Consider the following 23681-nt stretch of genomic DNA (forward strand, 5'->3'; position numbering starts at 1 on the left):
AACACCGCCCTATAATTGCTCCATCCTGAAAGCCCAGGTGGCGGAATTGGTAGACGCACTAGTTTCAGGTACTAGCGGGTAACTCCGTGGAGGTTCGAGTCCTCTCCTGGGCACCAAACATCAAGCCATTGCACCCACGTGCAATGGCTTTTTTGTTGCCCGCGCGCCAGCATGCGGGCGGGCGCGCTGCACAGCCCCGCCCCTCCCAGCCACTCCTGCCTCTGCGCCGATAAGTCCAACGCCAGGCCCATAAAAAAACGCCCTGGCGTTTCAGCACAGGGCGTTGTGGGATCGCTGCGGGAGCTTTACTTCTTCAGCAAGGCCTTCAAGGCGTTTTGCAGACGGCGGGCCGAGGCCTCGTCGCTGCTGGTGGCCAGTACCTTGGCCACATCCTGCTGCCAGGTCTCTTGCGGCGAAGGGTCATTGCGGCGCGTCAGCAACTGCAATTGCAGCGCACGGCGGGCATTGATGTGCTCAGCCGGGGTGGGCACCTCGGCGGCCATCTCCAGGCGCAGCATCGCTTCGCTGCCGTCACCGGCGGCAGGCGCCGCAATGGCCTGGCTCCAGCTGTTGCGCGAGCCGCCGGCCAAGCGTCCCAGATCCTGCGCCTGGGGCAGCAGCGCAGCATCGCGCTTGCTCCAGGCCTCCATCATCTGCGTCAGTGCCTGGCCGTGGGCCTGGGTGGCCAGCTTGCGCAGCGCTGCCTGGGCGTGCTCCACCGCATCGCGCTGGGCGCGGAAAGCGGCATCGCCCAGACGCGGGCCACGGTCTTCGCGCGGCGCGCGGTCCATGCGGTCACCACGGCCAAAGCGGTCGTCGCTACCACGGCGCTCCTGGCCCCGGTCGCTGCGCGGGCCACGGCCGTCGCGTCCATCCCGGCCGTCACGGCGGTCGCCGCCGGGCTTGCCCGTGCGGCCAGCAGCTGCGGGTGCATCACGGCGCATGCCAGGGCGGTCATCGCCGCTGCGCTGGGCAATCACAGGCTTGGGCGGCACAGGTGCGGGGGCCGGAGCCGCCACTTCTGCGCCGCCCGCACCGCCACCGTCTTCAGCGGCAGCTTCCTCTGCCGGAGCCGCCTCAGCAGCAGCGTCCTTGTCCGTTGCAGGTACGGCTGCTGAAGCGGGTGCAGCAGCTGCCGGCTCCGCCGACACGGGCGCTTGCTGGGCCTGCAGCGCTTGCTGCAAGCCGTCCAGCGCAGCCTGGATCCGCGCGGCATCGCCGCTGTGGTTGGCCGCTTCCAGCGCCTTGGAGGCATCGAGTACGGCCTGATCGCGGGCGCTCAGCTGGTGCTGCACGCGCTCGCGCTGCTGCGTCTTGCGGGCAAAGGCTTCATCGAGCGGCTTGCGGAAGGCATCCCAGAGCTTTTGCTCATGGCGGCGGTCCATCGGCACGGACTGGGCCTCGGTCTGCCATTGGCGCTGCAGCTCTCGCACGGCGTCAATGTTCAGGTTGGGCGCAGCGGCCAGTTCCACCGCCTGGGCCACCATGGCTTCGCGGCGGGCAATGCTCTGCTTCTGGGCCGCATGCAAAGGCGCAGAGGCCTCGTGCAGCGCAGCCTTCCAGGCCTCTTGCAGTTCCGCATAGGCCTTTTCGCCCACATGGCCGCTGGCACGCCAGCGGTCACCAAACTGGAACAGGTCCCGCTGAATGCGCTTCCAGTCGGTCGAAGGCTTGTGCGCTTCCACCCAGGCCTTGAGTTCGGCGATCAGCGCTTCGCGCTCGGCGCGGTGCTTGGCGCCCTCTTCGCGCACCTTGGCCAACCAGACCTCGACATGCTTGTAGGCGGCGTTGCAGGCTTCATCAAACTTTTTCCACAGCGCATGGTTGGTGGGGCCGCTTTGGTCGGCCTTCTTCCAATCCTCGCGCAGCTGGCGCAGCGCTTCTTGCAGCTTGCGGCCACCGAGCTCCTGGCCTTCGGGGCGGGCGAGCAGGCCCTGGGCCTTGGCCAGCAGCTCTTCGCGCACCTTGTCGGCGCTCCAGCGTTGCCAGCCTTCCAGTTCACCGGCAGCAATCAGCGCGGTATTGACCTGGGATTCCAGATCCTGGTCGATCAGCTTGCCATGCTGCTTGAGGGCAGCGCGCAGCTGCTGCGCCGCGCTGGACGCACCCTTGCCATGGCCTTCGGCCGTGTGGGCCTGCAAGGCTTTCAGTGCTTCCTGCACCACTTGCTTGGCGCGCTTGGATTCCTGCGGGTCGGCAGCGGGCTTGGCAGCGGCCGCACGGGCGGCGGCCTGCTCCACTTCGGTCGGCAGACCGCGGCCGGCGCGGATCTCGTCCGCCCAGACGGGCACCGTGGGCAGCGGCGCCTGCGCATCGTCAGCGGCGGCCAGCGTTTGCTTGAGGGCCGACTGGAAAGCATCCCAGACCAGCAGCAGCTGCAACTTGGAGGCCTCCAGCATGCTGGGGTAGCGCGCTTCCACACTGCCCCAGCTGGCATCGCCTTCCAGCACCGCAGCCTGGTCCTGCCAATGCTGCACATCGGTGGCCAGTGCCGCCTCGGCAGACTGCGCATCCTTGTAGGATTTGGTGGAGAGCACTTCGACGCGCTGGGCCAGCAGCACCGCCGCCTCACGCTGCACCTGCACGCGGTGCTGCAGGTCTTCAATCGTCTTGACACGGTCGGCCAGCTGGGTCTTGAGCGCAGACAGCGGCTCGCGCGACAGCGGCGCACCGGCCTTGGCGGCGTCGCGCTGCCAAGCCAGGGCGTCGGCAATGTTCAGCTTGGAGGCGCCCAGCAGTTTGTCGGCCTTTTCAGCCCATTCCGCAGCAATCGCTTCCTGGCCCTTGGCGCGGCGCATCTCGTCCATGCGCTCACGGATGGCCTTGGCGGCACCCTTGTCGCGGGCAGACAGCTCCTTGAACACTTCCTGCAGCTGCTCGGCACCGGGATTGGTGGCCAGCCATTCGCGCACCTTGGCTGCACGCTCGCCCGAGGTGGCAGCCGAAAAAGCACCACCGGTGACACCATCGAGGGGATGGGGGGCAGCGGCCGCCTTGGCGGGTGCGGGTGCGGGCTCAGGGGTTTCGGGCGTCTTGTTGCGCGAGATAAAGGGGAACATGGAGTCAGTTCAGTCGTAAATACGGCCTGCATCGCGGGGCAATGCAGCCATTGGCACATAAAAAAGAGGGCAGCAGGCATGGGCCCACCGCCAGGAATCCTCTGCATCCCCCCTCGCCCAGCGGCATGGACGGGGATCGGCATGCGACTAAGCGTCATTTGCAATCCATAGCCAGACGTTGACAACAAAGCCAACGCAGCGGATCGCCCGAGTCCGGCTTCAGGCCGAGGCAGGGAGTGGTGCAGAGGGTCCCTGGGTGCTATTTTGACCCGGTTTGGCGAGGACTCCAAGCACACGGGGCATCGCTATAAGGTAATTCAACCGCAGTATGGCCAAAAACAAAGGGCTGGTACCCTGCGGCCCAGCCCTTGATCGGTGGCATATCAGCGCTCAGCGTGGCGCCAGACTCAGCTCGGCATGCGGCGTCCAGTCCTTGTCATCGCCAAAGCCCTCGGTTTTGGCATTGCCCAGGAACAAGCGTTCCAGCTTCACGCCCTTGCCGGCCAGGTAGTCGCGCACGGTCACGCCCCGGGCCAGCGCCAGCTCGCGCATCGCGTTGTCGGGCACGCTGATGCTGGTCAGCAGCAAGGTTTCCATCTCGGCCACAGGGATGTCGCTGGCCATGCCGACCAGGTTGCGCGGCTTCTGGATATCGGCACGTTTGTACACATCCTTGAGCAAGGCGGGGTACTCGGCAGCGCTCACTGCCTGCACGTCTTCGGGCTTGCCGCCGGCGCGTACCGTGGCACGGCGCTTTTGCGCCAGCACCAGGTCATCGATGCGGGCCTTGCGCCAGCCGTCCTTCTCGCGCTCCAGGTCGGCCTGGCCGGAGACGGTCAGCTGCAGCGCCGGGCGCTCTTCCAGCGCCTTGGCCACCTTGTCCAGGCTTTGCTTGCTGTCCGCATCCAGCACCGCGCTGCCGGGGGCAAAAGGCACATGGCTGGCCTCGCTGCTGCCACCGAAGGCGCCCGACAGCAGCGCGAACGGCGAAGTCACCGCCTTCATGATCAGGTTGCCAATGACCTTGAAGATGATCGGCGCGAGACGGAACTGCGGATCGTTGAGCGAGCCACTGATCGGCAGGTCCAGGTCGATCACCCCATTGCGGTCGGCCAGCAAGGCCACGGCCAGCTTGACCGGCAGGCTCGCCGGCGCACCTTGCACGGCATCACCAAAGGTCAGCTGGTTCAGCACCAGCTTGTTGCTCGCCGTCAGCATGCCTTCGGGCGTCACGTCATACTGCACATCGACGCTCATCTTGCCGCGCTCGATGCCGTGGCCGGCGTACTTGATGCTGTAGGGCGTCAGCGGCGAGAGCTCCAGATCGCGCACCTTGCCATGGATATTGAGCGCCAGCGGCTTGACCAGCGGATTGAGCTTGCCGGTGATCTCCAGCGACGCGGTGCCCTCGGCCTTGCCGCGCAGCTCCAGCTCTGCCAATTGCAACTGGCCAGCGGTGGGCTCGGACGAGAAGGCGCCCATGCGGCCGGCCAGCTCGGACAGGTCGGCCGAGTAGTTGGGCCGCACAAACTGGTCGCTGAACTTGACGGTACCACCTGCCAAGGTGATCGGCCCCATGTCGATGATCGGCCCGTTGGCCGGCTCCGGGCTGGCTGCAGAGGCCGGGGCGCTGACCGCTGCACCGCCCGACGCTTCGACCACCACGCCTTCAGGCGCTGCCGCCTCACCCGCTGCAGCCGCACCACGGCTTGCGCCCAGATCCTGCAGGTTGAGCTTGCCGTTCTCCTGCACCACCAGACGGGCGTAGAAATCGGTCAAGGCCGTCTCGCCGACCTGCACCTTCATGCGCTGGCCGGGCACCATGTCCAGCGCCAGCGCGCGCAGACTCAGCAGCTTCCAGTTCAGCAGGTCATCGCCTGCGCCCATCAGCCCCATGCGCAGCGCTCCGGCACCCCGGCTGGCGGCCGGGGCAGCCGCTTTACGCCCAGCGTCGCCTGCGCCATTGCCATCGTCGTCGCCCGCATCGTCTGCAGGCGCCGGGGATGCGGCGGCCGCCAAGGGGCGCACACGCACATCATCGAGCCCGGCATCACCTTTGACATGCACCACCGGCCCCTTGTCCGTTTGCGCAAAATCCACCGTGCCCCGGAAATTGGCATCCGCCCGCATCAGCCGCACCGGCAGCAAGGCCGCCGCATAGGGCTCAAACGCATGGACGGGCAGCTGGCTCACATTCAGGCGCCCTGCCGCCGACAGCGGCGTCAGACCCAGGCTGCCTTCATAGGCGACCCGGCCCGGCTCGGCGCGGCCGCTGCCAATGCGGCCCGAGAGCTTCAGTGGCGAGGGCTTGGCCTTGGCCGCCAAAGGCGCATAGTCGCGCAGCTCCAGATCCCAGCCGGTCAGGCGAAAGGCCACCTTGCGGGCCGTGGACTCGTCCTGGAAAGCCAATTGGGCACCCTTGATGCTGACCAGGCCCAGCTGCACATCCCAGGATTTGCCGGTGGCCGCCTGGGCGGCCGGCTTGCGGTCATCGGCTTTGCGGGCCTGCGAGGCCACCAGCCAGTCCTCAAACATCATGCGGCCGTCCTTGGCCCGCGAGACGCCCAGCACCGGCTCCACCAGCTGCACCGAGCCCAGCTTGACCTGCTGGGCCTCCGTGTCCAGCACGGCATCCTGGACCAGCAACTGGCGCAGCTCCAGCAGGTTGTTCTTGCCCTTGAGGCCGATGGCCGCACCATGGGGCGGCGCACAGTTGGCCTTGATATTGCACTGCAGCGCCACATCGGACACGCGCATCTGCGCGAGCGTCACCTTGAGGGCGGTGCCCTGGCGGCTCAGCTGCATCTCGCTGTCTATCGTGCCCAGCAGGCCCGGCTCGATCACGCCGGTCAGATAAGAAGCGCCCAGCTGCAGCGGCAGGCCCGTGGTGCGCACATCCACCTCCGCCATCTGGTCGGTCGCCTTGCCCGAGAACACCAGACGGCCGGTGGACGGCACGCCCTGGGCACCCGAGAGCCCTGATGAACCCTCAAACTGGAAAGGCTCCTTGAAGGGCCAGGCGATGTGCTGCGCCTCCATGCTGAAGTCATCGAGCTGCACGCGCGCTGGCAGCGGCACGCTTTCATCCACCCACACGCCTTTGAGGCGGCTGAGCTTGAGCGCATCGATCCGCACCGACCAGCTGGGCTGGCCAGTACTGGCTTTGCCTGCGGATGCGCCAGAGTCGGCCATTGGCACCTGCGGCTCTGCCTGGTCTTCGTTGGCGTCGCTGCTTGCAGCGTCTGCACGGGCGACGGGAGGACCAGGCTCCGCCTTTTCCGTGGCAGCGGCTGCCTCAGTCCGCCCCGGCAGCGCCTGGCCCTGGGCATCGAGCAGGCTCAGTTGGCCATTCTTGCCCCGTTTGAGCGACAGCTGCGCGCCATCCAGCGCCAGTTGGGCGATATGCACCTGCCCCAACAAAGGCTGCACATCGGCCAGTTGCACATCCAGCCGCTCCCAGCCCAGCAATTCACCGTTGGCCGCATCACGCACCTGCACGCCGCTGGCATGCACTTCGCCGCTCAGGCGCACCTGGGTCTTTTCTTGCTGCTCAAAGGCGAGCGCCAGATCGGCATTGAGCACACCGGCAGCCAGCTTGACCGGCAAGGACGCGGGGAGATAGGCCAGATAAGGCTGGAGGTCGAGGTCCTTGATCGCAAACTGGGCTTCTGCCTTGCGGTCGTCGGCAAAAGGCGTGGCCTCGGCATGGCTCGCAAACTGGCTGCCATTGAGCACAAAGGCCAGTTGGGGCAGCACCTTGATCTCGCGCTTGGACTCCAGATTGCTCAGAAAGGGAATGCCCAGTTGCAGATCCTTCAGTTCGTGGGTCTGGCCCACGGTGTCGTCGCGAAAGGCCACCTGCCCGTCCTTGAGCTCGATGTTGTAGAGCGCAAAATGCGCCGTCTTGCCGTCATCGGGCTGGGGCTGCGGGCTGCGCAGCTTTTGCAGCACCTCGTCAACATCAAACTCGCCGGGTGCGGTTTGCGCCAGGTGCAGCACCGGCTTGTCGACCTGGATCGCGTCGAGCACCGGCGCCAGCCGGAAAACGGACTGGATATCGGCATCCACATAGAGGCGCTCGACCGCGAGCATGGCCGGGCTGTCGGGCTGGGGGCCCGCGATCTGCAGGTCGCGCACCGTCAGTTCCAGCGACCAGGGCTTGAACTCCACCGCGCCGATATGCACCGCCCGCCCCAGCTTTTCGGTGCCCAGCTTCTCACCCTGGGTGCGCAGCAGCCAAGGCAGCAGCAGCCACGACAGCGCCCACAGCAGCAGCAGCGCCAGCAGACACCATCCCAGCCGGCGCAACCAGCGCACCGCTGTGGTCTTTTTCTTGTTTGTTTCTTGCGTTTCGCTCACGGCGACGTTCCTCAATCAGCGCCCATACGGCCACAACAAGGCCGGTTGGCAGTACCAAGAGCCATTGTGCCCAAATAAGCTGCCGCAGCGGCATTGGCTTAGCACACAAAAGCGCGATCTGTGGCGGGTTCACAATCGTTCAAAACTAGCCGGCCTGTCCCAGAAGAATGCAAGCCTGCATATATATAGAGGAAAGGCCTGGTTTCCATGGACACCTGCAAGGGCTGCAGCGCGCCGGAGCGGGCGGCGCCCTGCCCTGCCGAACGCGAAGAAGCTCGGCGGTGTGACCTGGCCGGTCCGGGCGCGACCGACCGGCCTTCCCGCCCGAGCAGGCTGCGTGCTGCCGCACGCGGCGCGGCCCAAATGGGTCGGCAAAAACACCACGCCGATGAGGAATTTAGGCATTTGCACTATTTTTACCCAGGTACAAATACCAAAAACCTGATGGGGTTCTAGGTTATTGCGGCATTTAACCTGGTTTTTATACAGTTTTTTGGCAATTTACTGTGAAACCGGTGGCCGCTGCGATGACCGTTTGATGACGCGAGGCCCCTGACCCAAATCAAGTCAGCAATCGCCTTGTCGGCGCGGGTCCGACAACGTTGTCAGTTCGCCGCTTCGGCTGGGCGGCTGTCACCGCTGATACGCGAATGGAACCGCTGCTGTGCATAAAAACAGAGCAGAAAAGCTGCGCGGCATTTGATAAAGATTGACTTTTCATCGAATCCTTTATACCAATCACGTTATTAAAAACATTAAATACAGACTATCAAGACCTATGCCTTACGCCGCGATGGCACCCAAGCGGCGGTGCTTTTTCTGCCGGACATACGGCGCGCTGCGGCCCGGTCGCCACCGACCGGATCCGCGCCGGCGACGCGCCGCTATACACGTTTTTTTATTACTTTTTTTTCTAATTTCGCCATTTAATAGTGTTGACTGTGTATTAAGCAAGCTTCTAGAATTCAGCCCATTGCATTGATTGCTGATTTTTTAGTCAACACCCTCCCGGTGTTTTGATCGTAGCCCCTGACACGCAAGAGCGTGCATGAAACGACAAGGGCCGTCTGCTGCGCAGATGGCCTGCCGGTGGCCGCACAGGACAGTGCGGCCCCACCCTGCCAGACCCCCGCCCGATGTAGGACCTACCGGGCGCTTGGAGGTGGTGGGACTTTGAAAGGAAAAATCCCTATGACGGCTCCCGCGCAAGTGGATGCCGGTGTGCGCTCGTTGAGCGCCACCATCAGCCGTGGTCTGATGACCATGGCACACAACAGTTTTGCTTTGATCGGTCTGGTGGTGGCGTTCTGCGCCCTCACCCTGGTGTCGCGTGATGACCTTCGCCATGCGGGCGAAGCGCAGTTGCGCAGCTGGTTGCAGGCACGCACGCAGGCGCCGGCGGCTGATGCCGCTATTGCCGATGCGGACGTCAGCGCCGCCGATGACGCGGCAATGATGGCCGCCGTGGACCGCGCCACTGCCAGCAATCCCCAGCAGCTGCCCCGCAACCAGGCCAATGTCGCCTACTGGCTGGCCAAGAAATACCGGGTCGCACCCGAGCCACTGGCCGTGCTCGTCTCTGAAGCCTACCAGGTCGGCAAGGACACCAAGCTCGACCCCACCTTGATCCTGGCGATCATGGCTGTGGAATCGAGCTTCAACCCCTTCGCCCAGAGCTCGGTGGGTGCGCAAGGCCTGATGCAGGTCATGACCAAGATCCACACCGACAAGTACGAGCACTTCGGCGGCCACTTTGCGGCCTTTGACCCGGTGACCAATCTGCGGGTGGGTGTCAAGGTGCTGCAAGAGTGCATTGAACGCGCTGGCTCGCTCGAAGGTGGCCTCAAGTACTATGTGGGCGCTGCCAACCTGCCCACCGATGGCGGTTACGCCGCCAAGGTGATGGCCGAGCATTTCCGCATCAAGCAAGTCGCCGAAGGCCGCAGCAACACCCCCAAGGCACCGGTGGCTCCCGCCGCCAAGCCATCGCTGTCTGCCCAGGCAGATATGCCGGCAGCAGCCGCTACCGTGGCAGACAAGGCCAAGGCGGCCAGCAACAGCGCTGCTGCCGCGGCCGCCGAGACGGTGGCACTGGCTGACAAGCCAGCTGCGCTGCCTGCCGCTGCCAAGGCCGAGGCCACCGCTGTGGCCATGGGCTCCTGAGCGCAGGCTTTCCTCTCACCCCCTGGCAAAGCACCCCTTGAGGGTGCTTTTTGCTTGGGGGCCCGGTCTTTACCGCCGAACGCGATAAACCCATTGCCTCCAGCGCGCTGTGGCCTCGGCTACACTAGCCGGGTACGCGACTGGCGATAGACATCTGTATGACCGGATTGTTGACGTGGAATGCAGGCCCGGCCTGCAGCAACCACCGGGGAGCGTACCGTGCAGTGCCAGGGCGGGCCCACCGTCCCCCGCACCCGCCACGTGTTAGCCGTGCGCCTGGGCAGCCCCTGTTTTTGCCACCCTCAACGTTGGCAGGCAGGGCTCACTTCTGACTCCAACGACCGCCATGTACCAACGCAACATCCTTGTCGAACAGACCGACGCCGAACTCTTTGCAGCCATCCAGGCCGAAAACCAGCGTCAAGAGCAGCACATCGAGCTGATCGCCAGCGAGAACTATGCCTCCCCTGCCGTGATGTGGGCTCAGGGCACCCAGCTGACCAACAAGTACGCCGAAGGCTACCCCGGCAAGCGCTACTACGGTGGCTGCGAATTTGTCGATATCGCCGAGCAACTGGCGATCGACCGCGTCAAGCAGCTGTTTGGCGCTGAAGCGGCCAACGTGCAGCCCCATTGCGGCGCCTCCGCCAACGAAGCAGTCTTTCTGGCCTTCCTCAAGCCCGGCGACACCATCATGGGCATGAGCCTGGCCGAAGGCGGTCACCTGACCCACGGCATGCCGCTGAACATCTCCGGCAAGTGGTTCAACGTCGTCTCCTACGGCCTGAACGCGAAGGAAGAGCTGGACTACGACGCCATGGAAAAGAAGGCGCACGAGACCAAGCCCAAGCTGATCATCGCTGGCGCTTCGGCCTACTCGCTGGAAATCGACTTCGCCCGCTTTGCCAAGGTGGCCAAGGATGTCGGCGCGATCTTCATGGTGGACATGGCCCACTATGCCGGTCTGATCGCCGCAGGCGAGTACCCCAACCCCGTGCCCCACGCTGATGTGGTGACGACGACGACCCACAAGAGCCTGCGCGGCCCACGTGGCGGCGTCATCCTGATGAAGGCCGAGCACGAAAAGGCCATCAACTCGGCCGTGTTCCCCGGCCTGCAAGGCGGCCCGCTGATGCACGTGATCGCTGCCAAGGCCGTGGCTTTCAAGGAAGCGCTGTCGCCCGAGTTCAAGACCTATGCCCAGCAGGTCAAGACCAACGCCCGCATCGTGGCCGAGACCCTGACCGAGCGCGGCCTGCGCATCATCTCCGGTGGCACGCAAAGCCACGTGATGCTGGTGGACCTGCGCGCCAAGGGCATCACCGGCAAGGAAGCCGAAGCCGTGCTGGGCGCTGCCCACATGACGATCAACAAGAACTCCATCCCCAACGACCCGGAAAAGCCGATGGTCACCAGCGGCATCCGTATCGGTACGCCTGCGATGACCACCCGTGGTTTCAAGGACGAAGAAGCGCGCCTGACCGCCAACCTGATCGCCGACGTGCTGGACAACCCCCGTGATGAGGCCAACATCGCCGCCGTGCGCGCAAAGGTCAATGCCCTGACCGCACGTTTCCCCGTCTACCGTTGATCTGAGCAGCGCCCGCGCCTATGAAATGCCCCTTCTGCAGCCATCCCGATACCCAGGTGGTGGAGACCCGTGTTGCAGAAGACGGCGGCTTTGTACGGCGCAGGCGCCAATGCGGCCATTGCGAAAAGCGCTTCACCACCTATGAGCGGCCCGAAGTCAGCCTGCCGGTCATCGTCAAAAAGGACGGCCGGCGCATCGACTATGACCGCAGCAAGCTGCGCGGCTCCTTCAGCCTGGCGCTGCGCAAGCGCCCGGTCAGCATCGACAAGGTGGACATGGCACTCGAGCATGTCGAAGACAAGCTGCGCACCCTGGGTGCGCGCGAGGTGCAGACCCATCTGATCGGCGAGCTGGTCATGGCCGAGCTGCAAAAGCTCGACAAGGTGGCCTACATCCGCTATGCCAGCGTCTACCGCAGCTTCGAGGACATTGACCAGTTCAAGTCCATCGTTGACGAGGTGACCACCCCGCCGCCGGCTGCCAAAAAAGACGGCGCCCGTAAAAAGGACTGAGCGATAAAAAAAGCGAACCCCAGGGTTCGCTTTTTTTCGTGGGTGCGCCAGACCGGTGCCGGTCCGGCCCCTGCGCGTCAGGACTGCGGCGCCTCCGCAGCGATCGGGCCCACATCCAGCTGCACATCGCTGTTCTGTGCGCGGTGGCGCAGCGCATGGTCCATCAGCACCATGGCCAGCAAGGCCTCGGCAATCGGTGCGGCGCGGATGCCCACGCAGGGGTCGTGGCGGCCCTTGGTGATGACCTCGGTGCTGTTGCCCTCGGTATCGATGGACTCGCGCGGGCTGATGATGGAGCTGGTCGGCTTGATGGCGATGCGGATCTCGATGTCCTGGCCGGTGCTGATGCCGCCCAGAATGCCGCCGGCATTGTTGCTGCGAAAGCCCTGGGGGCTGAGCGAATCACCGTGCGTGGTGCCACGCTGGGCCACACTGTCAAAACCAGCGCCGATCTCCACCGCCTTGACGGCATTGAGGCCCATCATCGCGTAGGCGATGTCGGCATCGAGCTTGTCATACAGCGGCTCGCCCAGGCCCACCGGCACACCGCTGGCCTGCACCCGGATCAGCGCGCCGCAGGAGTCGCCCGCCTTGCGCAGCGCATCCATATAGTCTTCATAGCGGCTGACATCGGCCACCGGTGCAAAAAACGGGTTGTTGGGCACATGCGCCCAGTCCTCGAACGGCAGGGCCACCTCGCCCACCTGCAGCATGCAGGCGCGGAACGCGGTGCCGAACTTCTCTTTCAGCCACTTCTTGGCCACGGCGCCGGCCGCCACGGTAGGCGCCGTCAGCCGGGCCGACGAGCGGCCGCCACCACGCGGGTCGCGGATGCCGTACTTGTGCCAGTAGGCATAGTCGGCATGGCCCGGGCGAAAGCTCTGCGCAATATTGGAGTAGTCCTTGCTGCGCTGGTCGGTATTGCGGATCAGCAGCGCAATCGGCGTGCCCGTGGTCTTGCCCTCGTAAACGCCCGACAGAATCTCCACGCTGTCGGGCTCATTGCGCTGGGTGACAAATTTGCTGGTGCCGGGGCGGCGGCGGTCCAGATCCTGCTGGATGTCTGCCTCGCTCAACGCCATGCCCGGTGGGCAGCCGTCAATCACGCAGCCAATCGCCGGGCCATGGGATTCGCCAAAGTTGGTAACAGTAAATAAGGTGCCGAAGGTATTGCCGCTCATAGCCCGCCATTATCACTGATGCCAGTGCCCCGCACAGCCCCGCAGGGCTCACCAGCAGGGCTGGTCACCCCCGGGCGGCTGGCCGGCATGGGGCCAGCCACTGGGCAGGCCCTGCAGCACTGCACTGTGGCGCACCGCGCGCAGGCGGCCAAAGCCGGTGTCCATGGTTTCCAGATAGGCTTCCGGCGGTACTGCGGCCGGTGCCGGCGCAGCGGCTACTGGCCGCTGGCTCATGGATTGCAGCCACTGCGCCACCCGCGCCAGCGATACCTGCACATGCCAGCTGCCGCCTTGCGTCGCCTGGCGGTACAAGGCCGCCTGGATGCCAAAGGCCAGCAAAAATCCCGCGCTGTAATCCAGAATCTGCAGCGGCAGCGCCCGCAGCCCCGTGCTGCCAAAAGCCTGGCCCTCGGCCCAGTTGATGCCGCAAACGGTCTGCACCAGCGAATCAAAGCCACGCCGGTCGGCCCAGGGGCCGCTGCGCCCGTAGGCCGACAAGCTGGCATACACAATGCCGGGCCGCAGCCGGGCGACAGACTGCGGCTCCAGCCCCAGCGCATCCAGCGCGCCAGGCCGGTAACCCGGCAGCAGCACATGGGCCTGGCCCAGCAACGCGGCCATGTTGCGCTGGCCTGTCTGCGTTTTCAGGTCCAGCAACGCCGAGCGCTTGCCCCGGCTCATATCGGCAATGGCGTCGATATTGGGCAGGCCCGGGCCATTGACCATCAGCACATCGGCCCCTTGCGCGGCCAGGCTGCGGGCGGCCACGGGTCCGGCCAGAATGCGGGTCAGGTCGAGCACGCGCAGGCCATCCAGCGGCCGGTGCCGGGCAGGCGCAGGCCAGCCACGGGCTGCGGCGGGCTGGCCGCTGTCCAGTTGCGTGATGGACACCAGGGGCTGCGCTGCCACCGCCGCACTTTGGGGGTGGGCCTGCCAGGCCTGCGGGCTGCGGGCGGCTGCGACCACCAGGCCAAGCGCTGCGGCCCGCTCTTCCACCGCCTGCGCCGTCCAGCCTTTGAGCGCATCGGCCACCGCCTGGCGCGGAGTGGCTGCGCCGGTGGGCAGGCCCAGCAGCCGCAGCAAGCCATCGCGGTGGTGGTCAAAATTGGCATGGATGCGCAGCCAGCCCGGCTCGCCCAGATCGGCGCCGCAGGCATACAGGCCCGAAATGGGGGCCCACAGGTTGGGCTGCTCACCGTCTATCGTGAAATAACCGCTGCATTCGGCCAGCACATGGCCCACATCCACATTGACCGGGGGCATGGGCAGCTGCTGGCGGTGCTGGTCGATCCAGGCGCTGGCCAGGCCGCTGGCAGCCACTGCAGCCGGGGCCGCCACATCGATGCAAAAGCTCGACGGGTAGGCTGTGCCGTCGCCGCTGAGCGCCAAAGCGCCTGGCTGCAAAGCCTGCGCTGGCAGACCCGCTTGCTGCCACAGCGTGTGCACGCTGGCCTGGATGGCGGCATGCAGCGGCAGCTGCGCCAGGGTTTGGGTGGCGGCGGTGTTGTGGTCAGTGGTTGGCAAGGCGTTCTCCTGGTGGGCACATGGCCGCCATTGCATACCTGCCGCCCGCTCGGGTCAATCTTGATTGGCTCGGTACACCTGACTTATGTCCCGCACTGCATTAGCATGGCACATGGTTCCTGCACGCCCCGCCCCCACCCCGCCTGCCGACAACGACAGCCCCTGGCTCACCAGCCAGCAGGCCGCCGCGATGCTGGGCGTGCAGCGCGCCAGCCTCTATGCCTATGTGAGCCGGGGGCTCCTGCGGGCGCACAGCCAACCGGGCACGCGCGGCCATGTCTACGCCCGTATCGATGTGCAGCGCCTGGCGCGCCAGCGGCAAGCGGTACGCAACCCCGCGCAGTTGGCCCGCTCCACCTTGGATTGGGGCACACCGGTGCTGCGCTCGGCCATCACCCAGGTCAGCCAGGGCCAGCTGTATTACCGGGGCCGCCATGCGCTGCAATGGGCGCAGCATGCCAGCCTGGAGGACACGGCTGCGCTGCTGCTGGACCAGCCCCTCGCGGCAGCACCCCCCAGCGCACCCATGCCAGGCACTGCAGGCACGACAGGCACCGAAGTCACAGCAGCCGCGACACAGCCCGTGCCACAACCCCGCCCGCCCGAGCAGGCACTGCGCGCCTGGCACAGTCTGCCTGCTGGCGAGCCCACGCTGGCCCATCCTGGCTGGCCTGGGCCGCTGCTGCAGCAGATGCTGGGGGTGCTGACCGGGTGGCCAGCCACGGATACGGCAACATCTGCGGCCGGCGGGCTCATCCACCAGCAGCTCGCAGCCCTTTGGCAAGTGGATGCAGCGGGCGAAGACACCCTGCGCCAGGCCTTGGTGCTTTGCGCCGACCATGAGCTCAATGCCTCCAGCTTTGCGGCCCGCGTGGTGGCCTCCACAGGCGCCAGCCTGCATGCCAGCCTCGGCGCCGGCCTGGCGGCACTCAGCGGCCCGCTGCACGGCGGGATGACGGCGGTGATCGACCGGCACTGGGACGACTGGCATGCGGCGCCGCAGGCCGACGGCACGCTGCCGCCCTCGCTCGCCCAATTGCTGGCCGGCACCCGCATCCACGGCAGCCCCCACTACTGCGCAGGCTTTGGCCACCCGCTCTACCCGGCCGGCGACCCGCGCAGCGAGCGGCTGCTGCGCCTGCTGCCTGCCGATGCGGCCCGCAGCGCCTTGCTGGCCAGCGTCCACCGCCACACCGGCCTGCACCCCAGTCTGGACTATGCGCTGGTGGCCATCCAGCGCGGCCTGGGCCTGCCAGCGGGCGCCGCCTTTGTGCTGTTTGCGCTGGGCCGCACCGCAGGCTGGCTGGCCCATGCGCTCGAGCAGCGCGCCAGCGGCCAGCTGATCCGCCCCCGCGCGCAGTATGTGGGCCTGCCGGCTGACACCGCACCCCCGCCTGCGGACACGGGCCCTACCGGCAACCCCGCCAGCAGCATCCCGGGGCGGATCATCCGTTTCTGACCGGCACCCAAGCCCAGACGCAAAAAAGCGGCCTCGCAGGCCGCCCGTGTTGCAGGTGTTGAGCAGAACCGGCGCACCGCAAGCTGCGCCGGCGGTGCATCAGGAATCGGTCTCGCCTTCCACCGGCCAGTCGCGGATATAAGCCTTGAGCATCTTGTTCTCGAAGTTCTGGCTGTCGACGACAGCCTTGGCCACGTCATAGAAGCTGATCACCCCCATCAGCATCTTCTTGTCCATCACCGGCATGTAGCGCGCATGGCGGTCCAGCATCATGCGGCGCACCTCGTCCATGTCGGTCTCCATCGTGCAGGTCAAAGGTGCGTCATCCATCACGCTGCGCACCAGGATGCTGCCGGCGGTACCGCCGTTGTTGACGATGGCGACGATCACCTCGCGGAACGTCAACATGCCCACGACGTCGCCGTGCTCCATCACCACCAGCGAGCCAATGTCCTTCTCTGCCATGGTCTGGATCGCGTCGCCCAGAGGGTCATTGACGCTGGCCGTGTAGAGGGTGTTGCCTTTGAGGCGGAGGATATCGCTGACTTTCATGGGTGTCTCCTTGTACCGTTCTCCGATGCTGGTGGGACCCGCCTGCATGCAAACGCATCGGCGACAGGCCTGCCAATCCGGGTCTGCTAAATATAGCCGACAATGCCCGTCCAGAACGACAACATCGCGGAGATACGCCATGCCCGGTTATACCGATCCCGGCTTTGACACCCTGAGTCTGCACGCCGGCGCCCAGCCGGACCCTGCCACCGGCGCCCGTGCCGTCCCCATCCACCTGACCACGTCCTTCGTCTTCGAGTCGAGCGACCACGCGGCCAGCCTCTTCAATCTGGAGCGGCCCGGCCATGTCTACAGCCGCATCAGCAACCCCACCAACGCGGTGCTGGAGCAGCGCGTTTCCGCACTCGAAGGGGGCGTCGGCGCGATCGCGGTGGCCAGCGGCCAGGCCGCGTTGCACCTGTCGATTGCGACCCTGATGGGGGCGGGCAGCCATATCGTTGCCAGCACCGCGCTTTACGGTGGCAGCCAGAACCTGCTGCACTACACGCTGGCCCGCTTTGGCATCGAGACGACTTTCGTCAAACCCGGCGATATCGACGGCTGGCGCGCTGCGGTGCGGCCCAATACCAAGCTGTTCTTTGGCGAGACCGTCGGCAACCCCGGCCTTGATGTGCTGGACATCCCCACGGTCTCGGCCATCGCCCATGAGGCCGGCGTACCCTTGCTGGTCGACTCCACCCTGACCTCGCCGTGGCTGATCAAGCCCTTTGCGCATGGCGCCGACATCGTCTACCACTCGGCCACCAAGTTCCTCTCCGGCCACGGCACCGTCATCGGCGGCATCGTCGTCGATGGGGGCAGTTTTGACTGGGAGAAGTCCGGCCGCTTCCCCGAGCTGACCGAGCCCTATGACGGCTTTCACAACATGGTGTTCAGCGAGGAATCGACGACCGGCGCCTTCTTGCTGCGCGCACGGCGCGAAGGCCTGCGCGATTTCGGCGCCTGCATGAGCCCGCACAGCGCCTGGCTGATTCTGCAAGGCATCGAAACCTTGCCGCTGCGCATGGAGCGCCATATGCGCAATACCGAAAAGGTGGTGCAGTTCTTGGCCAGCCACCCCATGGTCAGCCGCGTGGGCCACCCCCTGCTCGAGAGCCACCCCTCGCACGCGCTGGCGCAAAAGCTGCTGCCGCGCGGCGCGGGCTCGGTGTTCAGCTTTGACATTGCCGGCAACCGCAACCAGGGCAAGAAGTTCATCGAGACGCTCAAGGTCTTCAGCCACCTGGCCAATGTCGGCGACTGCCGCTCGCTGGTCATCCACCCGGCCAGCACCACGCACTTTCGCATGCACGACGACGCGCTGGCGCAGGCGGGCATCAGCCAGGGCACGATCCGCCTGTCCATCGGCCTCGAAGATGCCGACGACCTGATCGACGACCTCAAGCGGGCGCTCAAGGCCGCAGAGAAGGCTGCATGATGGAAATCCGTGTCTTTGCACTGCAGGATTCCGAAGCCGTTGTGCAGCTGTGGCATGACTGCGGCCTCTACCGCCCCTGGAATGATCCGCACAAGGACATCGCGCGCAAGCTCAGCGTCTCGCCCGAGCTGTTCTGGGTCGGTGTCGATGACCAGGGCGAGGTGATGGCCAGCATCATGGTCGGCTATGACGGCCACCGGGGCTGGATCAACTACCTGGCCGTGCACCCCAAGCACCAGCGCCAGGGCCATGCGCTCCAGTTGATGCAGCGCGCCGAGGCCGAGCTGACCGCGCTGGGCTGCCCCAAGCTCAACCTGCAGGTGCGTGCCGGCAATGAGGCCGTTATCGCCTTCTATGAAAGCCTGGGTTACAGCGACGACCACACCGTGAGCCTGGGCAAGCGGCTGATTGCAGACATCTAGACCATCGGAGCACAGACATGCGAATCCAAGTTCAAGGTGCCGACCTGTATGCCTACACCGGCGGCAAGGCGCTCAATGCCAACCAGCCCACTGCCATCTTCATCCACGGCGTGCTGTGCGACCACAGCGTCTGGGCGCTGCAAAGCCGCTACCTGGCCAACCATGGCTGGAATGTGCTGGCCATCGACCTGCCAGGGCACTGCAAGAGCGGTGGCGCGGCGCCTCAAAGTGTGGAGCAGGCCGCCGACACCATCGCCCAGCTGCTCGATGCCGCCGGGCTGGAGCGCGCCGCCCTCATCGGCCACAGCTGGGGCAGCCTGATTGCGATGGAAGCGGCCGCACGCCTGGGCGAACGCATCAGCCACCTGGTGCTGGTCGGCACTGCCGATCCGATGAAGGTCGCGCCCGCCTTGCTGGAGCAAGCGTTGAACGCCACTGACCAGGCCATTGGCATGGTGCAGACCTTCTCGCGCGCGACCTTGGCCCCCCCTTCGGGTGCCGGCAGCTGGGTGTTTGGCGCAGGCATGGCGCTGGCCCGCCGCGTGCAGGCGAGCAACAGCGATACCAACCTGCTGCACACCGGTTTTGTCGCCTGCGACAGCTACCGCAACGGCCAGGCCGCCATGGCCGCGCTGGCCTGCCCGGTGCTGTTCGTGCTGGGCGAGCAAGACCTGATGACCCCAGCCCGCGCCGCGCGCAGCCTGGTGGATGCAGCCCAGGCGGCCGGCAAGCAGGTGCAGGTCCGCATGGTGCCCTGCGGTCACAACCAGATGACCGAGTCGCCCGATGAGACCTTGTTCGCCATCCATGATTTTCTCAAGGCCCGGCCCGCCTCCCAGCGCGCCGCCTGAGAAAGTGCTGCGGCGCGACAATAGCTGCGCTAAATGGCGCCACCAGTTTTGCTATGGTGTGATTGCTTTTGTTTTTGTAGCAGTCCATCCCGTATGTATCTGGCGTAAGAAGGCGTAAGCCTCCGCAGAAAATGCCGCAATCTAGGCAGCAAATGCGTTAGCCTATCCACTAGGCTGATGGAGGCCCAGACAGCTGCATCTGAAAAGCTGCAGACCGGATACATACGACTTATGCAATACAAGGCCCTTCCCTGTTTGCTGCAGCACTGCCAGGCACAACCCTGGCACCTGTTGCGGCCACGCGTGGACATGGACCTGGAGCGTTGGGCGGAGACCTGGGCGGACCAGTTGTCAAGCCTGCATGAATTCTCCAGCCATGGCTACTATGGTCTGGACGTGCAGGATCTGGACGCCGACAGCCAGCGCGCAGCGCGCGCCGGCTGGTGCCGGGCTGCGCTGCAGTCGCTGGCGCTGCTGGACCTGGCCTACAGCCGTGGCCTGCCCCCGCGTGCGATGGAAGGTCTGTTCGAGCACGTGTTGCACTGGTGCAATGAATACGCAGATTTCATGCGCAGCGCTGCGGCCACGCCTGCGCAGGCGGTGCAGCCGTTCAACCCCGCCTCCAACAACTACCCGGCTGCTGTGCAGCTGCTCGCTTTGCCGATCCTGCTGGAGCGCCAGGAACTGATCCCGGGCATCGTCAAACGGCTGCTGGGCAACCGCTGTGACTGCCTGCTCGACTACCTGAGCGCCGTCGCCTGCGACAAGGACGAGGCCTCCGCCCAGGTGTTCTGCCCCAAACCTTATGCCGATCTGGCCGCCTTCTTCGAGCAGACCGAGCTGGGCACCGCGCCACTGCAGCACTATCTGGAAGAACATTACAGCAGCCAGCCGCACCCCGCGCTGGCGGCCATTGGCCGGCTGATCGGCATGGGCGAACACCATCCACGTTGGGCCTGGGAGGTCGCCGCGCTGGTGGTGCTGTATGAACTCGACGACAGCGCACTGACCGCCTTCAGCTGCTACCCCGCCGACATGGTGGCGCTGGCGCGCCAGCGGCTGGCATTCAACGAGGCCAGCTTCGCCGTCCACTGAAGGGCGTGTAGCGCCCCTCCGCGCAAGCGGGTGCAGGTGGCGGCCGGCGCAGCCAAGCCAGCAAGCGGCCTGAAGGACGCAGCACCTTCGGCCCCTGAAACAACGCTCAGGCCTTGGCTGGCACGGCCTGGTCCCCCTCATCACCCGGCACCGTCGCCAGCGCCTGCGCTGGCGCTTGCTCCTCGGGCTCCGGTGCCGCATCAGGCAGCCACTGGCGGCGCTCCAGCAACGCAATCAGCACCATCTGGTCCAGGCCGCTGTGCCACCACAGCGGCTCGGTGGCTTCATTGCGATCGAGCATCAGCGCAGCCACCAGCGGCGCGGCCAGGGTCTGCGCAGGCTCGATCAGCAGCACATAGCGCATGTCATGCTGGCTCTCGGGCGCACCCGTGCCGGTTCGGCGTTCATCGACATCCACCACAGCGCCCACCCAGTCGAGCTGGCACAGCACATCGAGTGCGCGATGCAGCTGCACATCCTCCACCTGCAGGCGGGTGGCAAGCTGGTGCAGGTACAGGCCCTTTTCGGGCTGGTAGCGCATCAGGTTGAGCGCGCGCAGGCATTCCAGTGCCAGCTGAAAATCCCAGCTCTGCGCCAGCGGCAGCCGCGCCACGCCGGCCAGCAGGCTGGGCAGGTAGGCAGCCACCACCGCGCCCAGCAGCACGATCACCCAGGCCACATAGATCCAGATCAGCAAGATTGGCAAAGTGGCAAAGGTGCCATAGATCGTCGAATAGGTCGGCACATGCACGAGGTACAAGGTCAGCACCTTCTTGGCCACCTCGATGCCCACGGCCACGAACAGGCCGCCGGCCAGCGCATCGCGCCAGCGCACATGGGTGTTGGGCACATAGCGGTACATGGCAGTCACGCCCGATGCCAGCAGCACAAACTCCAGCGAATCAAAGGCCAGCCGGATCAGGTACGGCAGCTCGCCAAAGGCGCTGCGCGAGGCCGCCACCACCGACGACGTCAGCACCAGGCTGGAGGCCAGCACCAGCGGGCCCAGCGACATGGCCGCCCAGTAGATCAGCACGCGCTGGCCCAGCGGCCGCAGCTGGCGCACGCGCCAGATGTTGTTCAGGGTACGGTCCATCGTCAGGATCAGCGCCAGCGCTGTCACCAGCAAAAAGCTCAGGCCGGCCAGACCCAGGCGGCTGGCCTTGGACGCAAACTGCGTGATGTAGCCCAGCACCTGGCTCGCAATGGTGCTGGGGATCAGGCTCTCGATCAGCCAGCGCTGCAACTGCGCCTCGACCGTCGCAAACATCGGAAAGGCGGTGAGCAAGGCCAGCGCCACCGTGAAAAAGGGCACCAGCGCCAGCATCGTGGTAAAGGTCAGGCTGCTGGCCGTCAGGCCCAGGCGGTCCTCGCCGAAGCGCGTGCGCAAGGTGTTGACGGTATTGCGCCACGGAAACGCCGCAAACTGCTGCCACCACAGCGCCCATCCCTGGCGCCGATGCACCTGCAAAGATGCCGCGTTTTTCTCATCACTTACGTACATACCGATATGATGCCATTTCCATGCCTGTATCCACCCCTGATCCTGCGGCAAATCTGCCTGAATTGGTAACGCCTGCGCCGGCCGGTGCGGCTGCGCAATACTCGCGCTGGCTGGCGGTGGCGGCGCTGCTGGGCCTCGTGGTGCTGTGCCTGGCCTGGGAGCTGTGGCTCGCCCCGTTGCGGCCGGGCGGCTCCTGGCTGGTGCTCAAGGCCTTGCCGCTGTGCCTTCCGCTGGCCGGCCTGCTCAAGCACCGCATGTATACCTACCGCTGGCTGAGCCTGCTGGTGTGGCTGTATTTTGTCGAAGGCGTGGTGCGCGCCTGGGGCGATGCCGCGCCCAGCCGCTGGTGCGCGCTGGCCGAGATCGCACTGTGCCTGCTGCTGTTTGCCGCCTGCGTGGTGCATATCCGGGGCCGCCAACGCGCCGTGGCCCCGGCGCCCAAGCCGGCCGCTGCCGCCTCTTAGATTCTTTTTCTTTTCATTTGCTGAGACCTCCAATGACCGACCTGATAGCGAGCTTGCGCCAGATAGTGGGCGATGCCCATGTGCTTACCGAGGGCGACCTGAGCGCCTACGAACAGGACTGGCGCCGCCGCGTCCACGGCAAGGCGCTGGCGGTGGTACGCCCCGCCACGACCGAGCAAGTGGCGGCCGTCGTCAAGGCCTGCGCGGCCAACGGCACCTCCATCGTGCCCCAGGGCGGCAACACCGGCCTGGTCGTGGGCTCCACGCCCGATACCTCGGGCCAGCAGGTGGTGCTGAACCTGGGCCGCATGCAGGCCATCCGTGCGATCGACAAGGACAACCTCACCGTCACGGTCGAGGCCGGCTGCATTCTGCAAACCCTGCAGGAGCGCTGTGAAAGCCAGGGCTACCTGTTCCCGCTGTCGCTGGCGGCCGAAGGCAGCTGCACCATCGGCGGCAACCTGGGCACCAATGCCGGCGGCACCCAGGTCGTGCGCTATGGCAATACCCGCGAGCTCTGCCTGGGCCTCGAAGTCGTCAATGCGCAGGGCGAGATCTGGAACGGCCTCAAGGGCCTGCGCAAGGACAACACCGGCTACGACCTGCGCAACCTCTTCATCGGCAGCGAAGGCACCTTGGGCGTGATCACCGCCGCAACGATGAAGATCTACCCGATGCCGGCGAGCCAGCTCACCGCCTGGGCGGCTCTGCCGTCGTTCGATGCCGCCGTGCGCCTGCTGGCGCTGGCCCACCAGTACCTGGGCGCGGGCCTGACCGGCTTCGAAGTGATGAACCGCTTTGCGCTGACCTTGGTGGACAAGCACATGCCTCAGCTGCGCGTGCCCTTTATCGACAACCCCGCCTTCCCCTACGCCGTCGTGCTGGAGAACTCCGACAGCGAATCGGAAGAACATGCCCGCAGCCGCTTTGAGGCGCTGATGGAGGCCGCCTTCGAGCAGGAGATCGTGCTCGACGCCGTCGTGGCCGAGAACCTGGGCCAGGCCCACAACCTCTGGCATATCCGCGAAAGCATTCCGCTCGCCCAGGTCGAGGAAGGCCTCAACATCAAGCACGACATCTCGGTGCCCATCTCCCGCATCCCCGAGTTTGTCGAGCATGCCACGCAGGTGCTCAACGACAAGGTGCCGGGCATGCGCCTGGTCAACTTCGGCCACCTGGGCGACGGCAATCTGCACTTCAATGTGCAGGCGCCCGAGGGCGTCGACGCCAAGCAGTTCCTCGACGAGCGCGAGCACGAGGTCAACCACATCGTCTATGACGCAGTCGCCGCGTTTGGCGGCTCCATCTCGGCCGAGCACGGCATCGGCACGCTCAAGGTCGACACCCTGCCGCAGTACCAGTCGCCGGTGGCCTTGTCGATGATGCGTGCGGTCAAGGCCGCGCTGGACCCGCAGAACATCATGAACCCGCATGCGATGGTCACACGCGGCTAAATAAGCTGCACACCACCAAACAGGGCGGCCCTCGATGAGGTGCCGCCCTGTTT

General features: G+C 65.7%; 16 protein-coding genes, 1 tRNA gene and 1 riboswitch. Of the genes, 11 read left to right on the top strand and 6 right to left on the bottom strand.

Annotated features, from left to right (window positions below; translation table 11 throughout):
- The first annotated feature begins 31 nt into the window (after positions 1-31).
- Positions 32-116: transfer RNA gene (locus ACHWUQ_RS18945), tRNA-Leu, on the top strand.
- A gap of 189 nt (positions 117-305) precedes the next feature.
- On the opposite strand, the gene ACHWUQ_RS18950 is transcribed toward ACHWUQ_RS18945, so the two are convergent.
- Positions 306-3059, bottom strand: a complete 2754-nt coding sequence (locus ACHWUQ_RS18950; RefSeq protein ID WP_394682065.1) for a DUF349 domain-containing protein — start codon at positions 3057-3059, stop codon at positions 306-308.
- 390 nt (positions 3060-3449) lie between these two features.
- Positions 3450-7418, bottom strand: a complete 3969-nt coding sequence (locus ACHWUQ_RS18955; protein ID WP_394682066.1) for a DUF748 domain-containing protein — start codon at positions 7416-7418, stop codon at positions 3450-3452.
- Positions 7419-8609: 1191 nt separating this feature from the next.
- Between ACHWUQ_RS18955 and ACHWUQ_RS18960 the strand changes: the two genes are divergently transcribed.
- The 3 genes from ACHWUQ_RS18960 to nrdR all read left to right on the top strand — a co-directional run bounded on the left by ACHWUQ_RS18960 (position 8610) and on the right by nrdR (position 11684).
- On the top strand, positions 8610-9581 hold the full coding sequence (locus tag ACHWUQ_RS18960) for a lytic transglycosylase domain-containing protein (RefSeq protein ID WP_239811586.1): 972 nt from the start codon (positions 8610-8612) through the stop codon (positions 9579-9581).
- A 126-nt stretch (positions 9582-9707) separates the two neighbouring features.
- Positions 9708-9870, top strand: a riboswitch (ZMP/ZTP riboswitch).
- Between the two features lie 57 nt (positions 9871-9927).
- Positions 9928-11172: a serine hydroxymethyltransferase gene (glyA, locus tag ACHWUQ_RS18965; RefSeq protein ID WP_239811585.1), complete on the top strand. Its 1245-nt coding sequence runs from the start codon at positions 9928-9930 to the stop codon at positions 11170-11172.
- A gap of 20 nt (positions 11173-11192) precedes the next feature.
- Positions 11193-11684: a transcriptional regulator NrdR gene (gene nrdR / locus ACHWUQ_RS18970; protein WP_313335543.1), complete on the top strand. Its 492-nt coding sequence runs from the start codon at positions 11193-11195 to the stop codon at positions 11682-11684.
- A 77-nt stretch (positions 11685-11761) separates the two neighbouring features.
- On the opposite strand, the gene aroC is transcribed toward nrdR, so the two are convergent.
- Both aroC and ACHWUQ_RS18980 read right to left on the bottom strand, forming a co-directional pair.
- On the bottom strand, positions 11762-12865 hold the full coding sequence (gene aroC, locus ACHWUQ_RS18975) for a chorismate synthase (protein WP_239811583.1): 1104 nt from the start codon (positions 12863-12865) through the stop codon (positions 11762-11764).
- Positions 12866-12913: 48 nt separating this feature from the next.
- On the bottom strand, positions 12914-14389 hold the full coding sequence (locus ACHWUQ_RS18980; protein WP_394682067.1) for a CoA transferase: 1476 nt from the start codon (positions 14387-14389) through the stop codon (positions 12914-12916).
- A gap of 112 nt (positions 14390-14501) precedes the next feature.
- Between ACHWUQ_RS18980 and ACHWUQ_RS18985 the strand changes: the two genes are divergently transcribed.
- On the top strand, positions 14502-15848 hold the full coding sequence (locus ACHWUQ_RS18985; RefSeq protein WP_394682068.1) for a citrate synthase family protein: 1347 nt from the start codon (positions 14502-14504) through the stop codon (positions 15846-15848).
- A 99-nt stretch (positions 15849-15947) separates the two neighbouring features.
- Here the strand turns inward: ACHWUQ_RS18985 and ACHWUQ_RS18990 are convergent, their stop codons facing one another.
- Positions 15948-16400 (bottom strand): CBS domain-containing protein, encoded by a 453-nt coding sequence (locus ACHWUQ_RS18990; protein ID WP_230771119.1) that lies wholly within the window; start codon positions 16398-16400, stop codon positions 15948-15950.
- 139 nt (positions 16401-16539) lie between these two features.
- Here ACHWUQ_RS18990 and ACHWUQ_RS18995 point away from each other — a divergent pair, with 139 nt between their 5' ends.
- The 4 genes from ACHWUQ_RS18995 to ACHWUQ_RS19010 all read left to right on the top strand — a co-directional run bounded on the left by ACHWUQ_RS18995 (position 16540) and on the right by ACHWUQ_RS19010 (position 20206).
- On the top strand, positions 16540-17838 hold the full coding sequence (locus tag ACHWUQ_RS18995; RefSeq protein ID WP_394682069.1) for an O-acetylhomoserine aminocarboxypropyltransferase: 1299 nt from the start codon (positions 16540-16542) through the stop codon (positions 17836-17838).
- Entirely contained in the window at positions 17838-18260 is a 423-nt protein-coding gene (locus ACHWUQ_RS19000) for a GNAT family acetyltransferase (RefSeq protein WP_394682070.1), read from the top strand. The genes ACHWUQ_RS18995 and ACHWUQ_RS19000 overlap by 1 nt, the downstream gene beginning before the upstream one ends.
- A gap of 17 nt (positions 18261-18277) precedes the next feature.
- Positions 18278-19111, top strand: coding sequence for an alpha/beta fold hydrolase (locus ACHWUQ_RS19005; RefSeq protein ID WP_394682071.1), 834 nt, complete (start codon positions 18278-18280; stop codon positions 19109-19111).
- Positions 19112-19342: 231 nt separating this feature from the next.
- Complete coding sequence (locus tag ACHWUQ_RS19010; protein ID WP_239811578.1) at positions 19343-20206, top strand: PoNe immunity protein domain-containing protein; 864 nt, start codon at positions 19343-19345, stop codon at positions 20204-20206.
- A gap of 106 nt (positions 20207-20312) precedes the next feature.
- Here ACHWUQ_RS19010 and ACHWUQ_RS19015 read toward each other — a convergent pair whose 3' ends face one another.
- Positions 20313-21710: a YihY family inner membrane protein gene (locus ACHWUQ_RS19015; RefSeq protein ID WP_312455892.1), complete on the bottom strand. Its 1398-nt coding sequence runs from the start codon at positions 21708-21710 to the stop codon at positions 20313-20315.
- A gap of 20 nt (positions 21711-21730) precedes the next feature.
- Between ACHWUQ_RS19015 and ACHWUQ_RS19020 the strand changes: the two genes are divergently transcribed.
- The gene (locus ACHWUQ_RS19020) at positions 21731-22174 is read left to right on the top strand and encodes a DUF2069 domain-containing protein (protein WP_239811576.1); all 444 of its coding nucleotides are present in this window, start codon (positions 21731-21733) and stop codon (positions 22172-22174) included.
- Positions 22175-22206: 32 nt separating this feature from the next.
- The gene (locus ACHWUQ_RS19025; protein ID WP_312524919.1) at positions 22207-23628 is read left to right on the top strand and encodes an FAD-binding oxidoreductase; all 1422 of its coding nucleotides are present in this window, start codon (positions 22207-22209) and stop codon (positions 23626-23628) included.
- Positions 23629-23681 lie beyond the last annotated feature (53 nt).

Origin of the sequence: uncultured Comamonas sp., assembly GCF_964277875.1 — a bacterium.
In the GTDB taxonomy this organism is placed as follows: domain Bacteria; phylum Pseudomonadota; class Gammaproteobacteria; order Burkholderiales; family Burkholderiaceae_C; genus Comamonas; species Comamonas sediminis.

Coding starts and splice junctions, on each gene's coding strand:
- ACHWUQ_RS18950 (WP_394682065.1), bottom strand. CDS start 3,059: ATGTTCCCCTTTATCTCGCGCAACAAGACGCCCGAAACCCCTGAGCCC.
- ACHWUQ_RS18960 (WP_239811586.1), top strand. CDS start 8,610: ATGACGGCTCCCGCGCAAGTGGATGCCGGTGTGCGCTCGTTGAGCGCC.
- glyA (WP_239811585.1), top strand. CDS start 9,928: ATGTACCAACGCAACATCCTTGTCGAACAGACCGACGCCGAACTCTTT.
- nrdR (WP_313335543.1), top strand. CDS start 11,193: ATGAAATGCCCCTTCTGCAGCCATCCCGATACCCAGGTGGTGGAGACC.
- aroC (WP_239811583.1), bottom strand. CDS start 12,865: ATGAGCGGCAATACCTTCGGCACCTTATTTACTGTTACCAACTTTGGC.
- ACHWUQ_RS18985 (WP_394682068.1), top strand. CDS start 14,502: ATGGTTCCTGCACGCCCCGCCCCCACCCCGCCTGCCGACAACGACAGC.
- ACHWUQ_RS18990 (WP_230771119.1), bottom strand. CDS start 16,400: ATGAAAGTCAGCGATATCCTCCGCCTCAAAGGCAACACCCTCTACACG.
- ACHWUQ_RS18995 (WP_394682069.1), top strand. CDS start 16,540: ATGCCCGGTTATACCGATCCCGGCTTTGACACCCTGAGTCTGCACGCC.
- ACHWUQ_RS19000 (WP_394682070.1), top strand. CDS start 17,838: ATGGAAATCCGTGTCTTTGCACTGCAGGATTCCGAAGCCGTTGTGCAG.
- ACHWUQ_RS19005 (WP_394682071.1), top strand. CDS start 18,278: ATGCGAATCCAAGTTCAAGGTGCCGACCTGTATGCCTACACCGGCGGC.
- ACHWUQ_RS19010 (WP_239811578.1), top strand. CDS start 19,343: ATGCAATACAAGGCCCTTCCCTGTTTGCTGCAGCACTGCCAGGCACAA.
- ACHWUQ_RS19015 (WP_312455892.1), bottom strand. CDS start 21,710: ATGTACGTAAGTGATGAGAAAAACGCGGCATCTTTGCAGGTGCATCGG.
- ACHWUQ_RS19020 (WP_239811576.1), top strand. CDS start 21,731: ATGCCTGTATCCACCCCTGATCCTGCGGCAAATCTGCCTGAATTGGTA.
- ACHWUQ_RS19025 (WP_312524919.1), top strand. CDS start 22,207: ATGACCGACCTGATAGCGAGCTTGCGCCAGATAGTGGGCGATGCCCAT.